Below are 14,114 nucleotides of genomic sequence, written 5' to 3' on the forward strand. Positions count from 1 at the left end.
ACACAGAAGTTAAGCTTTCCAGCGCCGATGGTACTCGGACCGCAGGGTCCCGGGAGAGTAGGACATCGCGAGGCAACCAGAAGAAAGAGCTCGATCCTTTACGGATCGGGCTCTTTTTTTTGCAAGACAAGGAGGGAACCGGCATACCAAAAAAAAGACCCCCGCGAAAGGGGTCTTTTTGCATGCGTGCTTACAGGTTGACGACAAGCAAGCCGTCCGTTTTGGCTGCGTGGAGCGTTTCTTTGCGGCCGTCGCGGTGATGGATGTGGAAAGCGAGCTGATCGGCGCTCTCGTAGCCGCTGTGCTCTTCTGTCCAGCTCAGCACCAACTGTGAGCCTTCGACGCGCTGTTCCACGCGCAGGAGGTTGTACGCCCCCTCCTCATACGCGAACGTCTCTGCATCGTCCTCATAGAAGCGGTACGAGCCGTTGCCTGCGTAGACGTGGAACGTGATGTCTTGCTTCACTCCGGAGTGCGGCACAACGTTGCCGGTCGCGAACACCGCTCCTTCTTTTACGTACATCGGCATCACATGAATCGGAGCGTGCGCCAAGATCGTGCGGCCGCCTTCGAGCACTTCGCCCGTGTGGTAGTCGATCCAAGTCCCCGCCGGGAGATACACCGCACGGTGATCGGTATCCGGCTGCATGATCGGCGCGATCAAAATCGAATCGCCGAACAAGAACTGGTCGCTCATGTTGTGCGTTTTCGGGTCCTGCGGGTACTCAAGCACCAACGGACGCACGACCGGCATCCCGCTGACAGACGCCTCGCGGAACAGCGTGTAGAGGTGCGGGAGGAACACATAGCGCATCTCGATGTACTGCTTGATCACCGCTTCGTATTCTTCTCCGTAGCTCCACGGCTCTTGGCGCGCAAACCCGATTGCGGAGTGGTTGCGGAAGTACGGCAGGAACGCGCCCACTTGCGTCCAGCGCGCCAGCAGTTCGCCGTTGCTGTGGTGCGCAAACCCGCCCACGTCCGCGCCCGCAAACGCAATGCCGGAAAGACCCATGTTCAAGATCATCGGCACCGACATCGACAAGTGCTCCCAGAACGAACGGTTGTCGCCCGTCCAAACGGCCGCGTACTTCTGAATGCTGGAATACCCCGCACGGGTCAACACGAACGGACGCTTGCCGCCGAGTTGTTCCTTCAGCCCTTCGTACGTCGCTTTGGACATCAAGAGCCCGTAGTGGTTGTGCAACTCGCCGTGCGTCTTCGGATCGCCGTCGTTGCCGTGCATGACTTCGAGGTCCATCGTCTTGGTCTCGTTAAAAATCGCCGGTTCATTCATGTCGTTCCAGATGCCTTCGATGCCGTCGGCGATCATACCGGCGTGCTTCTCGCCCCACCATTTCTGCGTCGCCGTGTTGGTGAAATCCGGGAACGCCGACACACCCGGCCACACGACGCCGTGGTAGGTTTCGCCTTCGAGGTATTTGCAGAAGTGTTCGTGCGTGACGCCTTCGCGGTAGACGATGTACTTCGCGTCTTTCTTCACGCCCGGGTCGACGATCGGCACGACGCGGAAGCCGTCGGCACGCAGGTCGGAGAGCAGTTTCTTCGGCTGCGGGAAGCGGGTCGGGTGCCACGTGAACACGCGGTATTCGTCCATGTAGTGGATGTCGAGGTAGATCACATCGCAGGGAATTTCCCGATTCCGGAAGTTTTGCGCCAGTTCGCGCACTTCCAGATCGGTCTCATACGAGTAGCGCGACTGGTGATACCCGATGGCCCACTTCGGCGGGATGGGCATGCGGCCGGTCAGGAACGTGTACTGGCCCACCACGTCCTTCATTGTCGGGCCGTACAGAAAGTAGTACTCCAAATCGCCGGTGTGGCAGGAGATCTTATACGTATCTTCGCCGTTCAAGTCAAACTCCGTCTTGCCCGGGTTGTCGAGGAACACACCGTACACCAAGTCGCCCCGCGTCGCCAAGAAGAACGGAATCGATTGGTACAACTCCGTGATCTCCGGCACGTGCGGCGCGTAGACGTCGGTGTTCCACATGGACTGCAGAGTGCCTTTTTTGTTCAAGTGACCGGTTTTCTCGCCAAAGCCGTAGAAGTTCTCGTTCTGCGACTTCTTGGTCGTGAACAGCAGGTGTTCCTTGGTCCAGCCGTAACCGTTCTCCGCATCTTCGGAGACCACGCGGCCGCGCGCATCGGTGACGCGCATCGCAAACGGCGCTTTGGTGAGCGTCACGGTCAACGCCGCAGTCTTCAATTCAAACGCATCCGCCCCGTCGGTAAAAACAACTTCGGCACGCGACGCTTTTGCAGCCGGCTCGATCACGCGGGAGAAGTCCAGGGTCAACGGACGGCTCTTGCGCGTCAGTTTAAACCGGAACAGCCGGTCGGTCAAAAACTGCACCGAGATGACCGCATTGTCAGAAGAAAAAAGATATGTATCGCCGGAGAGCTCATGGTCACGAAGATCGCCGACGGAAATGTACTCCACGCCGGTTGTGCTTTTGTGGTACTCAGGCTTAATCGTCTCACTGCCTTCCACAGAAAAACCTCCTCGAGAAAAAATAGAATCTCTGCTGCCTCATCTATCAGTATGTCAATGCAAACGGTTGCATCACTCTAACTATACAGGAAGACGTACAGAAAAAAAAGCACCGATCCGCGTCTGCGAACCGATGCTTCTCTTATGAGCACAACGCAGGGATTAGTTCCCCCACCAGTACAGGTGCATACCTTGTGCGTATTGGGTAGCCAGCTGTTGACGGAAGGTGGTGGTGTTCAGCTTCGACGCGTCGGTCGCGTTGGAGATGAAGCCCGTTTCACCGAGGGAAGCCGGCATGTTGGTGTAGTGCAGGACGTAGAAGTCTGCAGACTTGACGCCGCGCAGGGTGCTGTAGGAACCTTTCAGCTTGTTGTAGATGTCGGTCGCGAGGTTCAGACCGTTGGAGGAACCCGGGTAGTAGTAGGTTTCCAGACCGTTTGCGGTCGAGTCGCTGAAGGCGTTGATGTGCATGGAGACGAAGAAGTTTGCGCCGGCGTTGTTTGCGATGTCGCAACGGGATTGCAGCGATACGTCTACGTCGCTGGAACGGGTCATCACGACGGAAGCCGGGTAGTTGGTGGTGATGTACGACTTCGTGCGGTTGGCAATGTCGAGGGTGAGGTTCTTCTCGTACAGGCCGTTGCCGACGCCGCCCGGATCGGAACCGCCGTGACCTGCATCAAGCGCGATCACCGGGTTTGCATCCGGAGCTACGATGCCTTCGATGGTGGTGGAGCCGGTAGCGTTGTAAGACGCCGGAGCCGGAGCCGAGTTGGACAGTGCTTCGCCTGCGATTGCGGTTTGCACCGGTTTCGCCGCGAAAGCCGGGACGGACATGACGCTGGAGAGAACCAACGCCGCCGCCAGAGTGCGGGTGAGTTTCATGTGGAATGACCTCCTCTTTTTCTTGTGAAATAAGTTTGATAGTCATGATATCTAACTAATTCAATTATAGGTTCGTGTTATCGTTTTTTCAATCAGTAAACGAAGAAATTTTAATAGAAAATAGAGAAGTGCGTCAGATGCTAAAACAAAAGTTTTAAATTTTGCGTCAAATCATGCCAGAACGCGGACAACGGCTCGCGGTCGAGGTTTTCCGGGAAGTATGCGTAGCCGACGACTCCCTTCCGTTCCTCCAGCCATTTGCGGTATTGCGCGAGTTGCTTGTCTTGCAGGATCGTGGACTGAATCTTGCTGTGCTCCTCCAAGAGCGAGAATTGATGAGGCTCCTTGATCTCGGACACCATATAAAAATAGTTCCATCCGTTCTCTTGGATCGGGCCCGTCACTTTGTTCACAGGCGCTTGAAACGCCAACTCCGCCACGTGTTGCGTCGTGTGCGACGCGAGATGGTCTTGGCCGTCCAGTTCGTGCCAGGCGGCGATCCGGTTGGCGGTCTCGTCGTTGTATTTTTTGACGAGGTCGGGGAACGTCTGCGGCGTTGCTGCGATCGCCGCGTCATAGAGTTCGGAGTCGGTGATCTTGAACTTCACGAAGTAGACGGAACGAAATTCCGGCGCGTGAAAAAGTTCTTTGTTCTGCTCGTAGTAGTCGTTGATCTCCTGTTCGGTGACGGTGACGTCCCGGGTCATCTTGGTTTTGAGCGCAAACGCGGTCAAGGAGCGCTCGTAGTTCGTGCGGACTTTGTCTTCCGTGGTGCCCATGCCCGCCAACGTTTTCTTGCGCTCTTCCGGGGTGTTGCCGAATTGGGAGATCTGTTTGTTGAGAACGTCGGCGTCGTATGTGACGTTCATCGCCTTGGCATTGGCGAGCACGAGTTCTTCCATCGCCCGGCGCTCCAAAAACTGAAGGTCGTCGCTGCGGGTGTAAGGCAGTCCGGCGAACAGCTCCGGCCGCAGCGCGACCCACTGGTCTTGGCGCATCACTTCATCGCCGACCACAAACAACAGGGGTTGGTACTTGGCATGAATTTCGTACGCGGCCCCGCCGAGCACGGCGAGGGTGACGATCGATGCCAACAGCCATTTTTGTAGTTTTTTCATAGGACTCACCAAGTTTCGAGGGGTTTGCATGTTTTGATCATAAGATAGAAACCAGCAAATATCAATAAAATTTCGCGAGTTGTGAATCTTATTTTCTTATCAATCCAAAAGCGTTGTGCGCGCCCGAGTTTCGAATTTTTCTTAGGTGAGGATGACTTGCGGTTATCAACAGAGTTGTGCACAGTTCTTCGCAGTTATTCACAACCCATTGTGTATAACGTGGAAAACTGTTGAAAAGAAGGCTTTTTCGTGTCGACAAATTTTTCACCTTTGTTATGTAAAGTGTGGGCGAAGAATGGGGATAACTTTGTCGAATAAGGTGTTTTTTGTTGGTTTGACGCGATTCTTGGCTGTTGATAAGTATGTGGATATTGTGGATGAGTTGAATATTTAGACAAAGAAGTCAAGTAAGTGGCGTCACGTTTTGTCGAGGAGTATTTTCCAGTACAATAGGTGAGGAGAAGGAGGAGTGCACAGATGACGAAGATGCGTGTTTCTGCGGTGCAGTATCACCTGCATACGATTCATAGCTTTGAGGAATTTGCCGCTCAAGTCGAGCATTATGTGAAGACGGCCGAGGAGTTTGGGGCCGATTTTATCTTGTTTCCGGAGTTTTTCACCACGCAGCTGATGTCGATCGGCAAGGGCGGACGGGCACTCCGGATCGACGAACTGCCGGAGTACACCGAGCAATACTTGGAGTTATTCACAACCCTTGCGAAAAAATCGGGCGTCCACTTGATCGGCGGCACGCACGTTGTGGAAAAAGGGGGCAAGTTGTACAACACGGCCCACATGTTCTATCCGGACGGCCGCGTCGTCACGCAAGCCAAACTGCACATCACCCCGACGGAAGTGCATGAATGGAACATGGCGGCGGGCGAGACGTTTGAAGTTTTTGAAACGGATAAAGGCAAAGTCGCGCTGTTGACCTGCTACGACATCGAGTTCCCGGAGATCGTGCGGATGGCGAAAGCGCGCGGCGCGGACGTGATCTTCTGCCCGTCGTGCACCGACGACCGCCACGGCTTCCACCGCGTGCGCTATACCAGCCATGCGCGGGCGATTGAAAACCAAGTCTACGTGGTGTTGACCGGCACGGTCGGGTCGCTTCCGACGGTCGATTTCATGCGGGCGAACTTCGGCCAAGCGGCGGTGATTACGCCGAACGACATCCCGTTCCCGCCGAAGGGCTTGGCGGCGGAGGGCGAGATCAACGACGACATGATCATCACCGCCGACCTCGATCTCGAACTGCTGTATCAAGTGCGGGAACGAGGCTCCGTCACCACTTGGCGCGACCGCCGCGTTGACCTCTACACCGACTGGAACTAGGAGGGAGGCGAAGATGTTTCGCAAGGAACTCTATGTCGCGGAGCCCAAGGGCAAACCGGTTCGCGCGGTGATTCGCACGTACACGGAGAACGACTTCGACGCGCTGATCGACGTGCAGAAAGGCAGTTTCCCGCCGCCGTTCCCCTCGGAGCTGTGGTGGAACCGGGAGCAGTTGCACAACCATGTGACACGGTTTCCCGAGGGCGCGCTGTGCGTGGAAATCGACGGTCGCGTAGTGGCGTCGATGACGGGATTGCGCGTGCAGCTCGATCCCGCGCACACGGCGCACACGTGGGCGGACGTAACGGACGAGGGGTACATCCGCAACCACGATCCGCAGGGCGACACGCTGTACATTGTGGATATCTGCGTGCTGCCGGAGTTTCGCAAGCTGGGGCTGGGCAAATGGATGATGCTCTCGATGTATGAAGTGGTCGTGCACTTGGGCGTGCGGCGGTTGCTGGGCGGCGGCCGGATGTCCGGGTATCACCGCCATGCCGATGCGATGAGCGCGGAGGAGTACCTGGAGAAAGTTGTGTCCGGCGATTTGCACGACCCTGTGATCTCCTTCCTGCTGCGTTGCGGACGCGTGCCGGTTGCGGTGGTGCCGAATTATTTGGAAGACGAAGAGTCGCGCCATTATGCGGCGCTGATGGAGTGGAAGAATCCTTTTTTACAAGAGGAGTCATAGAAGAGCTATTGAGGAGGCAGGAGAGATGGATTACAAACGCATCACGAGCATTGAGGACCCGCTTTTTAAAAAAATGCACGATCTCATGAAGGACGTGTTCCCGCCGGAAGAAGTGCTGGCGTTTGAAGACTGGGCGGGCCCGCTGCAAGACCCGGGCATCCGCGTGTTTGTCGCGGTGGAAGACGGAGAAGTGGTGGGGTGCACGGAGTATCGTTTCTATGAAGAGATGCAAGTGGCGATGACCGACTTCACGATCGTCGGGCGAGAAGGCCGCGGGATCGGGCCGTTCCTCGCGAAGAAGCGGCAGGAGGATTTGTTTGCCGTCGTGAAAGAAGCGGGCAAGGAACTGATCGGCATGTTCGCGGAAATTTACAACCCGTATCTCGTGAAAGACTACGAGTTCGGCGGGCTGATGGTGATGAACCCGTTTGTGCGCCGCGAAGTGTTGGCGCATCTCGGGTACCGCAAGCTCGACCTCGACTATGTGCATCCGTCGTGGCAGCAGGACGGGGAAGCGGTGCACGGGCTGGACTTGTGCTTCCTGACCTACCGCGCAGGCATGGACAGCGTCCCGGCGGCGCTCGTGGCACAGTTCCTCAAAACCTACTACTCCGCGCTCCCGGAAAAACCGCAGGAATGGTACGCGATGGTAGAGAAGCTGGATTCGCGCGAGTCCGTTTCCTTGCTTGCGATCTAGTAAAAAAACCCCGCCGACTCTTGGACTTGAGATCGGCGGGGGCTTTTTTTCTTCATTCTACAATAGAAGAAAAAGTGTAATGAACGGCGATACAAAAGTGAGCTCTCCAATTGCGAAATCAGCTTCCCTTCGGCGCGCTTACATACGCCATCCAAATTTTGGACATCCTGTTGCCAAAGACAGGTTGCGGGAGGGAAGTTCGTGATGATTTGGAAGAAAGCGTGCGCTTGGCTTGTGGCAGCGTGTTGTTTTTTCTGTCTGTGCGGGACGGTGTCAGCTCCCGCACAGGCGGCACCCGCGCCGCAAGCGAAACCTGACCGCCAAGCCCTGCTCGTCCTCGTCAACCGCCTCTCCGTCGACGACGTCGCCGGGATGCCGCACATGCAAGCGATGGCGCGCGGTCTGCTCAACGTGAACAGCGGCGGACGGCGCATCGACGCGTCCGCGTACGCGACGCTCGCGCTCGGCGTGCCCGCGCAACTCCAAGAGTCCGCTCTGCTCGCGTTCAACGCCGATGAATCCCTGCCCGCGCAAACGGACATCCCCGCCGCCTCGATGTATCGGCAGTTGACCGGACAGCCGGCGCATACGCAAAACGGCGTGCTCCTGCTCTCTCTCTTCAAACAACAACGCAAACAAGACCTCCGCCAATGGTCCGGCACTCCCGGCTCGTTCGGAGACGCTCTGCACAGCCGCGGTCTGAAAACCGCCGTCTACGGCTCCAGCGACCGAGGCACCCGCGAATGGCGGCCCGCCGCGCTGCTCACCGCCGATTCGCACGGCCGTACCGACTTCGGCGATGTCAGCGCCCGCGTCTTGACCTCCGCGCCGGAACGACCCTACGGCGTGCGAACCGACTACGCCCGCATGCTTCAAGCCTTGGATCAAAACCAACCCGGCGCTTGCGCCTCGCTTCTCGTGTTCGACCTCGGCGATCTGTTTCGGTTGGAATCGTACCGCCCGAAGCTCTCCGCCGAGCGGTACGAGACGCTTCGCACGCAAACCCTGCGTGAAATCGACGCATTTCTAGGCGAACTGCTCGCCAAGGCGGACGCCCAACATCTCCTGCTCGTCGCCACGCCTCAAGTCAGCGCCGAAGCGGCCATTCAGCAACAATGGCTGGCACCGGTCGCAATGGCGGGCGGCAACACGCAGACCGATGCCGTCCTGACTTCTGCCACGACACGGCGCGAGGGCCTCGTGACGAATCTCGACGTGCTGCCGACGCTCGCCTCTTTCTTGCAGGTGGACAAACCGGCGGGCATGATCGGCTATCCGCTGACGACCACGACGAAACTGAAACCCTCCGCGCTCGAAGTCTTACACGCGTCCACCGTTTGGACGTACACGCACCGCGATCTGCTGCTCTGGATCATCGGCGCCTTCGTCGGGACGGGATTCTTGGCGGCGGTCTGCCGCTTGCTGTTTGCCAGCGGACCGTCGCTTGCGTTCACGCGCCGTTTGCTCTGGTGCATCCTCGCGATGCCGCTGTGCCTCTACACGCTGCCGCTTTGGCACGCCCGCAACTTTGCGGAGACGTGCGCCGCCCTGCTGGCGAGCCTCTTAGTAGGCGTCGCCATCCCGTTTCGCATCTTGCCGTTCACCCAAAGCGTGGCGGGGCGCGCCGTCTGGGTGGCGGGCTGGACGGTCGGTGTGATTCTGCTCGACATCTGGCAAGGCGGCCCGCTGGCGAAAAGCTCGATCCTCAGCTACGACCCGATCGTCGGCGCGCGCTACTACGGCGTCGGAAACGAATACATGGGCGTGCTCGTCGGCGCGGTCTCGCTGCTCTACGGCGTGCTGCTGCAACGCCGGGTGCCGTACGGGAACCTCGCGTTTTTCTTGACCGGGATGCTCCTCACCGTGTTTTTTGCTTCGCCGGTGCTGGGGACGAACACCGGCGGTGCGTTGACGATGGCGGGCACGACCGCCCTCTGTCTCGCCATGCAAAAACGACACCGTCCGCCGCGGGCGCTCTTCTACACGCTGCTCTCGTTATGCGGCGCATTGGGCATCGTCGTATGGCTCAACCAAAGCCCGGCGATGCCGTCGCACATCGGGACGGCTACACATCAAGTGATTTCCGGCGGTTTCATCGAAGTCTTGCGGATCTTCTCGCGCAAGTCGGAGATGTTCCTGCGCTTTTTCACCACGTCGGCGTGGTCGGTCGTGTTGATGGCGGTGTACGTCGGATTCCTGCTGTTTCTCTTGCGCAAGCCGCAAGACTTTCCCGCCGCCCCGGCGCTGACGGGCGCGGCGCTGGGAGCTGCCGTCGGGCTGTTCACCAACGATTCCGGCGGCGCGGTCGCCGGGATGATGCTGCTTTTCACGCTGTTTCCGTACCTGTTGCTGGGGTTGGAGCGCCTGCAACAGGAGCTCGACACGGCATTCTCCCACCGCGAACGTTAAGTCGGATAAAAAAACGCACCCCCGCGTCAGCTTGGGAGTGCGTTATTTTCTCATACGAGAGCGAGCGAGACTTCCTTCGGCACCGCATCCGGCTTGCCGAACAAGTACCCTTGAAACAGCTCATACCCGGCTTCCACCAGCCATTTCCAATCTTCGAGCGTCTCGACTCCTTCCGCAAGCGGGCGGGCACCGACGGAGAGGGCGGTGTTCAGGAGGTCGAGCGCGGCTTTTTGCTTGCCGACGTCGTCCTTGACGCCTTGGACGTAGTGCATGTCGAGCTTCACGAAGTCCGGTTTCAAGCGCTCCACCATCTCCAGCGTCGAATAGCCTTGGCCGACATCGTCGAGCGCATAGCGGAAGCCGTGCTTGCGGTAGTAGCGCAAGATGTTCTCCAGATGCTCCACCGAGTCCACTTTGTCGGTTTCCACGACTTCAAACACGAAGTTGTGCGGGTTGACACCTGTGGCGCGGGCTTCGGAGAGCGTGGTTTGCAAGCAGTGCTCCGGCGCGTAAATCGCCGTCGGAATGAAGTTGACGAACGCCAACTTGTCGCCGACCTGCGAGGCTTGGCGCACCGCGTTCACCCGGCAGACGCGGTCGAGCGCGAACAAACGGTCGCGCAGGCGGGCGGCTTCGAACATTTTATAAGGAGGGATCAACGACCCGTCCGTTTCCAGAGCGCGTGACAGGAATTCATAACCTTGCACCTGCGCGATCCCCGCTTGGACGGAGACGATCGGTTGAAAATGAGTTTTGATGCGCGAATCGGCAATCACGTCGTCGATCCAGTGCGCGTCGTGGTGCTGCCGGATGTCGGCAAGCGACTTCCACTCGCTGTGCACATCCGAATCCGTTTCCGACATGGGAGACGCTTGTATGTGCGGGGAGTCCATATGGGCTTGGAAGTAGTCGATCAGTCCGGCGAGCGCATGTTCCGGCACCCAAAGGGTCGCGGCGTCGAGCTCGCGGTACGGGGTGAAGCGATCTCCGTTCTTCCACTCTTGCAAGGCGTGGGCGTTCTGTTCGCCGAAAAAGCGAACCGCGTACCCGGCACCGGTAGTCGGTGCGCAAGCTTGGCATGATTGCGTAGACACGATTTGGTCACCATTCCCCTCAATTCGTCTTTTTCCTCTTCATCTATATGCTTGTATTTCGTTCTCTATAGTTGCTATTCCTCTTGATGTTCATAAAGTTGAAAAGCTTTCTCCAGGCAGGGATATGTTATACTGACCCGCGGAACCCTAATGCAGGAATGGAGGAGATACATATGAACACACTTGACATACAATCCATGCAAGACATTCGCGACCGCCTCTTGGAGCATGACATCTACCGCGAGTTGAACACGCCGGACAAAGTGCGCACGTTCATGAAACACCACGTGTTTGCCGTGTGGGACTTCATGAGTCTGCTCAAGCGCCTGCAAAACCTGCTCACCGACGTCAGTGTCCCGTGGATGCCGGGCAAACCGACGCAGTATGCCCGTTTCATCAACGAGATCGTGCTGGGAGAAGAGTCGGACGAGGACGGGAACGGCGGGTACATCTCGCACTTTGATCTGTACTTGGAAGCGATGGAGCAAGTGGAAGCCGATTCGCGTCCGGTGCAGCACTTCTTGCGAGCGTTGCGCGACGGCAAGAGCGTCGCGGACGCGCTTTCGGAAGTCGGTGTGCCGGATACGGTCAGCCAGTTTGTGACGCATACGATGGAGATTGCCCTGCACGGCAAGCCGCATGAAGTGGCGGCGGCGTTTTTCTACGGGCGGGAGGACATCATCCCGGACATGTTCACGCATCTCGTCAAGGACATCGAGGGGCAGGGCAAAGCGGTCGACCGCTTGGTGTACTACTTGCACCGCCACATCGAACTCGACGGCGATTCGCACGGGCCGCTGGCGGAGCAGCTCTTGAACCACCTCTGCGGCGACGATCCGCAGAAGAAGCAAGAAGCGATGGAAACCGCAAAGCGAAGTCTGGAGTCGCGCATCAAGCTCTGGCAAGGCGTCGTGGACGAAGTGCAAGGCAAGCCGTGTTGCTGGTAACGAAAAAACAGCCGGGGTGCGGAAACCCCGGCTGTTTTTTGTTTTTATTCGAGATGTCGGAGGACTTGCCGGATTTGCTTGTCGTCCCGCACTTCTGATAAGGGCCTCCACGCCAAACCGTCCAACGCTTGTTCGTCCGGCGCAAATTCCGGGTCGTGCCCGAGAACAGCGGAAGCGCCCGGGAGACCCGCTTCTTCGAGCAGGAAGCAAAATTCCGGTCCTTGGCTGTACGTCGTTTCGTATAAAAAACGAACCGCACGCGTAACCAGCCCCGTTTCCTCCCGCACTTCGCGAACCACGGCCTCTTCGGGCGTTTCACCGGGTTCGAGCCCGCCGCCGGGTAGCGTCCAGAAATCGGCGGTTTTGGTTTTCAGGTGCACCATCAGGATGTTGGAGCCGCGCAAGAGCACTCCGCAAGCGCGCGGACGCGAGGAAGTGAAGGTCATCTTGCATCCACTCCTAGTTGGCAAACAAAATCGGCGGTGCGTTCATGGCGAGGCGGTTGTTTTTTTCTGTTGACGGCAGCGGTCAGAACGGAGAGCCGTGCGACGGTTCGTTTTTTCTTCATCTGAAAAACTCCTCTCTCGTGAGCGCATCCGAAGATTCGAGTGCGGAGGAAGAAGCTGTTGCCGGTAACGGGAGATCGGCGGGAACTTGGAGGTCTGCGGCCGGGTCGCCATTGGCGAGCAGTCGTTTCCCAGTATTCGCGTCGAGAACCAGACCATAGAGTTGAGGGTCCTAATAAGAGGTGACGATGGGTCTCTAATAGGGGGAATACGTAAGCTTGGGAAGCCCATCAGTACCAAAGTAGTAGCGCAACCGCAGGTCGAGCGAATCGGAATAGATCTGCTTCGCTTGCTCTGGAGAAATCGCCTTCTCCGTACCGGGAAATTCACGAGTTTCCCAATTGGTGAGTGTGAATTGCTCAACTTCCCCGGCATGGTTGACGAGTACCTGCACCGAGTCCGTCTGAACGGTCGCTCCGTTCACTTCGCGTTGAAAGTAAAAACTATGGGTACCGAAACCGTACCCGTCTCGTGTCAGCACCAATTGCCCGGCGTAATCGGGCAAGAACCGTTGCACCCATGATTTCGCTTGTTGCATCGCATCGGCGTGAGCGACCGTTCCCAGAGTGGTTTGGTGGTTATTTCGTCTGTAATCCGTGAGACGTCTCTGTGAATCGAAGTACGTCGAGATCGTCGTTCCCTTTGTTGTGTCCGAAATTCCTTCAAACTCAAAGTGCCGGCCCCGCACTTGATCGATTCCCCCAAAAGCGCGTTTGCTGTCCGCGACCTTCCAATGATCCACAGACAATTGCAGTTGCGCCCGCGCCTGTTGTTCCAGCGCCGCCGCGTCGATCTGCCCAGCGGTCACTCCCGACCCCGATACAGGCGTATCGGCAAAAACAGCCGGCGTGATGACGGTCGGAGCCAGCAGCAGCGACCCTGTCAACGCGGCGGCCGTCCATGTTCGAATGTATTTCAGAAGCGGGTAAGTCCCCTTCCAAATGCAAGAGTCCAGCACGGGGAAGTATCTCATAATTTGGAAGTTTTGTACATCTATCGAGGCATCTCTAGGCGTCCGTGCCGTTCCGGGGATAGAGGCGTTCCACGCAGACTTGCGTGTATTGCACCCACAGCCCTTCCCAATGGAGGAGCAACATCCACGCGTCGTCGGACACGAGCGGCCGGATTCGGGCTTCGAGGCTGGAAAGTTGTGTTTTGATGGAACGGATGACCGGGTCTTGGTCCAACTCGTCCAGATACCGTTCAACGTCTTGCACCGCTGAGACCTCCTCTGACTCTGACTTTGACTCTGACTTTGACGAAGTAACAAAACTGAATTTCTCCTAGTGTGTATTCTAATTCTCCTACTGTGAAATCAATTCCTGCCATGCTCCTTGATGATTATTACTAAAGTAATTGAGAAAATCATTTACGCCCCGGAAATGGGTACCCGCCTGTACCCCTTGGATGTTTGCTGAATAGGATGAAGTACAGGATTCGTTGAGAAGAGGAGGAGCGGGCATGGTGGAAGCAGAACAGGCCGGATTCCCGGGCTATGGCACCGGATTTCCGTTTGCCGGACGGGTCGGAGGACCGGCGGGCTTTGCCGTCGGATTCGGCTGGGGAGGATGGGCGATCGCGTTTCTGGTGCTGTTTTTCATCGGGATCGTGTTCTGGAACGTCTGGGGGGCGGTCGGTCCGTTTTTTGCGGGAGGAACGGGCGGTAGAGGATTTTTTTGGTGAGCAGCGCAAGAGCGCAAAAAAAGGGGACGGAAGCTGGCAGGGTCAGCTCCGTCCCTTTTTTAGTGAGTCAGGTGTCCCGTCTGCAGCCGGGCGCATCTATGTGATCGCGTTCTCTGCCGGGTGGAATGCTCACACCTCGCTTTTTTTCTCTCCGGCAGAGGCGCGGCCTCTCGT

At 57.5% G+C, this 14,114-nt stretch carries 14 protein-coding genes and 1 rRNA gene; 7 read left to right on the top strand and 8 right to left on the bottom strand.

Annotation, left to right across the window (positions count from 1 at the left end):
* Positions 1–74 (top strand): 5S ribosomal RNA (rrf, locus tag EL26_RS26825); the annotation flags it as partial.
* A 116-nt stretch (positions 75–190) separates the two neighbouring features.
* Here rrf and EL26_RS18720 read toward each other — a convergent pair.
* The 3 genes from EL26_RS18720 to EL26_RS18730 all read right to left on the bottom strand — a co-directional run bounded on the left by EL26_RS18720 (position 191) and on the right by EL26_RS18730 (position 4,518).
* A complete protein-coding gene (locus tag EL26_RS18720; protein ID WP_052036566.1) occupies positions 191–2,515 on the bottom strand; it encodes a glycoside hydrolase family 31 protein in 2,325 nt (774 codons plus the stop codon).
* 162 nt (positions 2,516–2,677) lie between these two features.
* On the bottom strand, positions 2,678–3,400 hold the full coding sequence (locus tag EL26_RS18725) for an N-acetylmuramoyl-L-alanine amidase family protein (RefSeq protein WP_038092587.1): 723 nt from the start codon (positions 3,398–3,400) through the stop codon (positions 2,678–2,680).
* Between the two features lie 140 nt (positions 3,401–3,540).
* Positions 3,541–4,518: a peptidylprolyl isomerase gene (locus tag EL26_RS18730; RefSeq protein WP_038092590.1), complete on the bottom strand. Its 978-nt coding sequence runs from the start codon at positions 4,516–4,518 to the stop codon at positions 3,541–3,543.
* Positions 4,519–4,995: 477 nt separating this feature from the next.
* Here EL26_RS18730 and EL26_RS18735 point away from each other — a divergent pair, with 477 nt between their 5' ends.
* The 4 genes from EL26_RS18735 to EL26_RS18750 all read left to right on the top strand — a co-directional run bounded on the left by EL26_RS18735 (position 4,996) and on the right by EL26_RS18750 (position 9,650).
* Entirely contained in the window at positions 4,996–5,853 is an 858-nt protein-coding gene (locus EL26_RS18735; RefSeq protein ID WP_038092593.1) for a carbon-nitrogen hydrolase family protein, read from the top strand.
* A 13-nt stretch (positions 5,854–5,866) separates the two neighbouring features.
* Positions 5,867–6,544 (top strand): GNAT family N-acetyltransferase, encoded by a 678-nt coding sequence (locus EL26_RS18740; RefSeq protein ID WP_038092596.1) that lies wholly within the window; start codon positions 5,867–5,869, stop codon positions 6,542–6,544.
* A 25-nt stretch (positions 6,545–6,569) separates the two neighbouring features.
* Complete coding sequence (locus tag EL26_RS18745; protein ID WP_038092598.1) at positions 6,570–7,241, top strand: GNAT family N-acetyltransferase; 672 nt, start codon at positions 6,570–6,572, stop codon at positions 7,239–7,241.
* Between the two features lie 201 nt (positions 7,242–7,442).
* Complete coding sequence (locus EL26_RS18750; RefSeq protein WP_152559327.1) at positions 7,443–9,650, top strand: hypothetical protein; 2,208 nt, start codon at positions 7,443–7,445, stop codon at positions 9,648–9,650.
* Between the two features lie 50 nt (positions 9,651–9,700).
* On the opposite strand, the gene EL26_RS18755 is transcribed toward EL26_RS18750, so the two are convergent.
* Positions 9,701–10,744: an EAL domain-containing protein gene (locus EL26_RS18755; protein WP_052036567.1), complete on the bottom strand. Its 1,044-nt coding sequence runs from the start codon at positions 10,742–10,744 to the stop codon at positions 9,701–9,703.
* Between the two features lie 173 nt (positions 10,745–10,917).
* On the opposite strand from EL26_RS18755, the gene EL26_RS18760 reads away from it, so the two are divergent.
* A complete protein-coding gene (locus EL26_RS18760; protein ID WP_038092604.1) occupies positions 10,918–11,691 on the top strand; it encodes a DUF3050 domain-containing protein in 774 nt (257 codons plus the stop codon).
* 44 nt (positions 11,692–11,735) lie between these two features.
* Here the strand turns inward: EL26_RS18760 and EL26_RS24070 are convergent, their stop codons facing one another.
* The 4 genes from EL26_RS24070 to EL26_RS18775 form a co-directional block, all read right to left on the bottom strand.
* Positions 11,736–12,137, bottom strand: a complete 402-nt coding sequence (locus EL26_RS24070; RefSeq protein ID WP_052036568.1) for an NUDIX domain-containing protein — start codon at positions 12,135–12,137, stop codon at positions 11,736–11,738.
* Complete coding sequence (locus EL26_RS26510; RefSeq protein ID WP_274518900.1) at positions 12,134–12,259, bottom strand: hypothetical protein; 126 nt, start codon at positions 12,257–12,259, stop codon at positions 12,134–12,136. The genes EL26_RS24070 and EL26_RS26510 overlap by 4 nt, the downstream gene beginning before the upstream one ends.
* Positions 12,260–12,453: 194 nt before the next feature.
* The gene (locus tag EL26_RS18770; protein ID WP_038092607.1) at positions 12,454–13,215 is read right to left on the bottom strand and encodes a YcdB/YcdC domain-containing protein; all 762 of its coding nucleotides are present in this window, start codon (positions 13,213–13,215) and stop codon (positions 12,454–12,456) included.
* A 49-nt stretch (positions 13,216–13,264) separates the two neighbouring features.
* Positions 13,265–13,474: a hypothetical protein gene (locus tag EL26_RS18775; RefSeq protein WP_038092610.1), complete on the bottom strand. Its 210-nt coding sequence runs from the start codon at positions 13,472–13,474 to the stop codon at positions 13,265–13,267.
* A 244-nt stretch (positions 13,475–13,718) separates the two neighbouring features.
* Between EL26_RS18775 and EL26_RS18780 the strand changes: the two genes are divergently transcribed.
* Positions 13,719–13,940, top strand: coding sequence for a hypothetical protein (locus tag EL26_RS18780; protein ID WP_038092614.1), 222 nt, complete (start codon positions 13,719–13,721; stop codon positions 13,938–13,940).
* The last annotated feature ends 174 nt before the right edge of the window (positions 13,941–14,114 follow it).

Origin of the sequence: Tumebacillus flagellatus (genome assembly GCF_000714935.1) — a bacterium.
GTDB classification, from domain to species: domain Bacteria; phylum Bacillota; class Bacilli; order Tumebacillales; family Tumebacillaceae; genus Tumebacillus; species Tumebacillus flagellatus.